General features: G+C 60.8%; 3 protein-coding genes. 2 read left to right on the top strand and 1 reads right to left on the bottom strand.

What is annotated here, in order from left to right; all coding sequences use genetic code 11:
- Positions 1-55: 55 nt before the first annotated feature.
- Positions 56-313 (bottom strand): DUF1654 domain-containing protein, encoded by a 258-nt coding sequence (locus HMPREF2914_RS03875; RefSeq protein ID WP_023980904.1) that lies wholly within the window; start codon positions 311-313, stop codon positions 56-58.
- Between the two features lie 459 nt (positions 314-772).
- On the opposite strand from HMPREF2914_RS03875, the gene HMPREF2914_RS03870 reads away from it, so the two are divergent.
- Both HMPREF2914_RS03870 and HMPREF2914_RS03865 read left to right on the top strand, forming a co-directional pair.
- A complete protein-coding gene (locus tag HMPREF2914_RS03870; RefSeq protein ID WP_023980498.1) occupies positions 773-1,558 on the top strand; it encodes a hypothetical protein in 786 nt (261 codons plus the stop codon).
- A 238-nt stretch (positions 1,559-1,796) separates the two neighbouring features.
- Positions 1,797-2,399: ParB/RepB/Spo0J family partition protein (locus tag HMPREF2914_RS03865; protein ID WP_070702802.1), on the top strand; the 603-nt coding region annotated here is incomplete at its 3' end.

The raw sequence follows: 2,399 nt of genomic DNA, 5'->3' as shown, positions 1-2,399 counted from the left end.
AAAAAAATAGCCAACCATGGCGGGCAGGCAGCCACCAGAGGCCTGCCCGTATTTGTTAGTTCTCCCATCCCTCCTGCCTATCCCACCTCAGCGTTACGGTGCCGTCGTCGTTGAACACCAGGTCGATACCGTCCGCCTCAGCCAGAACCTCCATCACCGCATCCCACGCTTCCGCCGGATCACTGTCCAGCCGGTGAATCGTCACCTTCCCCAGTTCCTGCGCCTTCGGTGAGTTGATCATCGCGGACGCTCGCATCCCCAGGCGATCAGTCGGCGTGACCTCGTACGCCTGCTGCTTCTGATTCTTAGCCATAAGCACCTCATCAACTGTACATGCATACAGTATGCGATCAATCAGAATCCCTATAAGAGCCAGAAAGGTACAACCAAGGTATTGACAATGTACCTTTTCGATACTAATTTCACCTCACCCTGTGTACCTTTTTGGTTCAAGGGAGGCCACCGAGCCGACCGCTCTTTCACAACCCGCGCCATGAACGACTACCCGGCAACGCCGGTTAGGTCAGCCCGAGCTGTCTCCTGGCGGGCGAAAGAAATCCAGGGGAAACAACCAAGCCTGCCTCTACGGCGACCGGCGATCCGACAGGCCCGAAAGCCTGCCAACGCGCAGACCACTGCGACGGCGGACGAAGCGAAATGCTGAACCGAGCGAATGACCCGCATGCAGGTGCGGAGAAACACCGATTTCACTGGCTGGCCCTCCACCGAGGGCCAGACGGGAAGTCAACCGAATGCACGGAGCATGCACCAGATGAGCCAGCAAACCCTGCAAGACCTGCTAGCAGAAAGAGTCACCCTTTACGCAGCATCCGACAGACCGCGCGAACTGATTGACGAAGGTATCGACAAGATGTTCAAGGAAGTCGTGAGCGACGCTTTTCGCTCTTACGGAGATTTCGGCGGCACCGTCAAGGAGGCTGTCAAGGCCGCGCTGCCGGCCAACGTCTCCGACGTGTTCGACCTTCAGCGATACAACGCCATCGTCGCAAATGCACTTCGCCAGCGCTGGGAGTCGGCGGCACTGAGCGCGGTTATCTTGGAACAAGCCGACAAGTCGATCACCGAGGTGCTTACCGGCGACGGCCTGCTGAGCGGCGAGGTGTCGCTCAAGGCCCTGTTCGAGGAATTCATCGAGCACCACAAGGAGAGTGCGGCCGAAGGCCAGTGGGAGCGCCCTGAGGTTCGCTTCGAAGAAGGCGACGGCAACTACTCCCACAAGACGCTGAGCATCTACTTCGATCCGGAGCCGGAAGTCAGCTACCGGAGCGGCCTCTACTCATCCTCCGGTCGAAGCAACTACAGCCTGAAACACGCCATTCACATCAGCATCGAGGGCGAGCGCGAGACCGGGGATCGCTGGAAGCCAAGGGTGCAGTTCGGCGAAGTCTATAGCGCCAAGCTCGACGACAAGAAGATCGCCATAGACATGCAGGTGTACTCGAAGTGGGAGCGCATGCTGGCATCGCTGTACTTCGGCAACGCCATTCTGGTGATCGACTGCGACCCTGACGACCTGAGCTACCGCCTGTACGACTGAACAGCCAGCGCCACGTCAGCCTGACGTTAACTGCCCGATCCACCTGGCTCCCCATCGCCAGGCTGTATCGGAGAGTGGTCTGAATGCGCAGACAGACGAGAGCGGGATGACGGGGAAACCCTACTGCCAGCGGCCGATGCCGTGGGTGTCTGTGATAAGTCATCGGCTGCCGGAGATCAGCACCGGCCAGACCACTCCCCCATACAGCCACCACGCAATCACAACAGACGGAGGCCTCATGGCGGCCAAATCGTTCAAGCAGATGATCAAGGACGGCGACCTGAAGCGCGCGGATGCGATGAAGGCTCGCCTCGAAGACCTTCACGAAGAACCCGGCTTCAACCTGCGCGCCGAGGGCGAAGACCTCGAGCAGAGCATCGCGGATCTGGCCGACTACCTGCACCAGGGCGGCATCGTTCCGGCCCTTGAAGTGCGGCCCCGCGAAGAAGGCGGCATGTGGGTTGTCGACGGGCACCGCCGCCGGCGCGCTTACCTGAAGCTTGACGCCGAGGGCCGGCTGCCACGTGACCCGAACGGCGAGTTCTGGGTGCCCATCGTTGCGTTCGGCGGTAACGACGCTGAGCGCGTGCTCCGCGTGATCACTTCCCAGGAGGGGCGCAAGCTGTCCCCTCTTGAGCTCGCACACGGCTACAAGCGGCTCATTGCGTTCGGATGGACCGTCGAACAGATCGCCCAGAAGATGGGGCGCACCCGTCAGCACGTCGACCAGGTGTTGGTCGTAGGCAACGCGAATACCGATGTGCAGCAGTTGATCAGCTCCGGCGCGGTAGCGGCCACCACCGCCGCGCGGATCGTCAGGAAGCACGGCGAGAAGGCCGGG

The sequence above is a fragment of the Pseudomonas sp. HMSC067G02 genome (assembly GCF_001813485.1).
Classification (GTDB): domain Bacteria; phylum Pseudomonadota; class Gammaproteobacteria; order Pseudomonadales; family Pseudomonadaceae; genus Pseudomonas; species Pseudomonas aeruginosa.
This window is presented reverse-complemented; position numbering and strand designations above follow the sequence as displayed.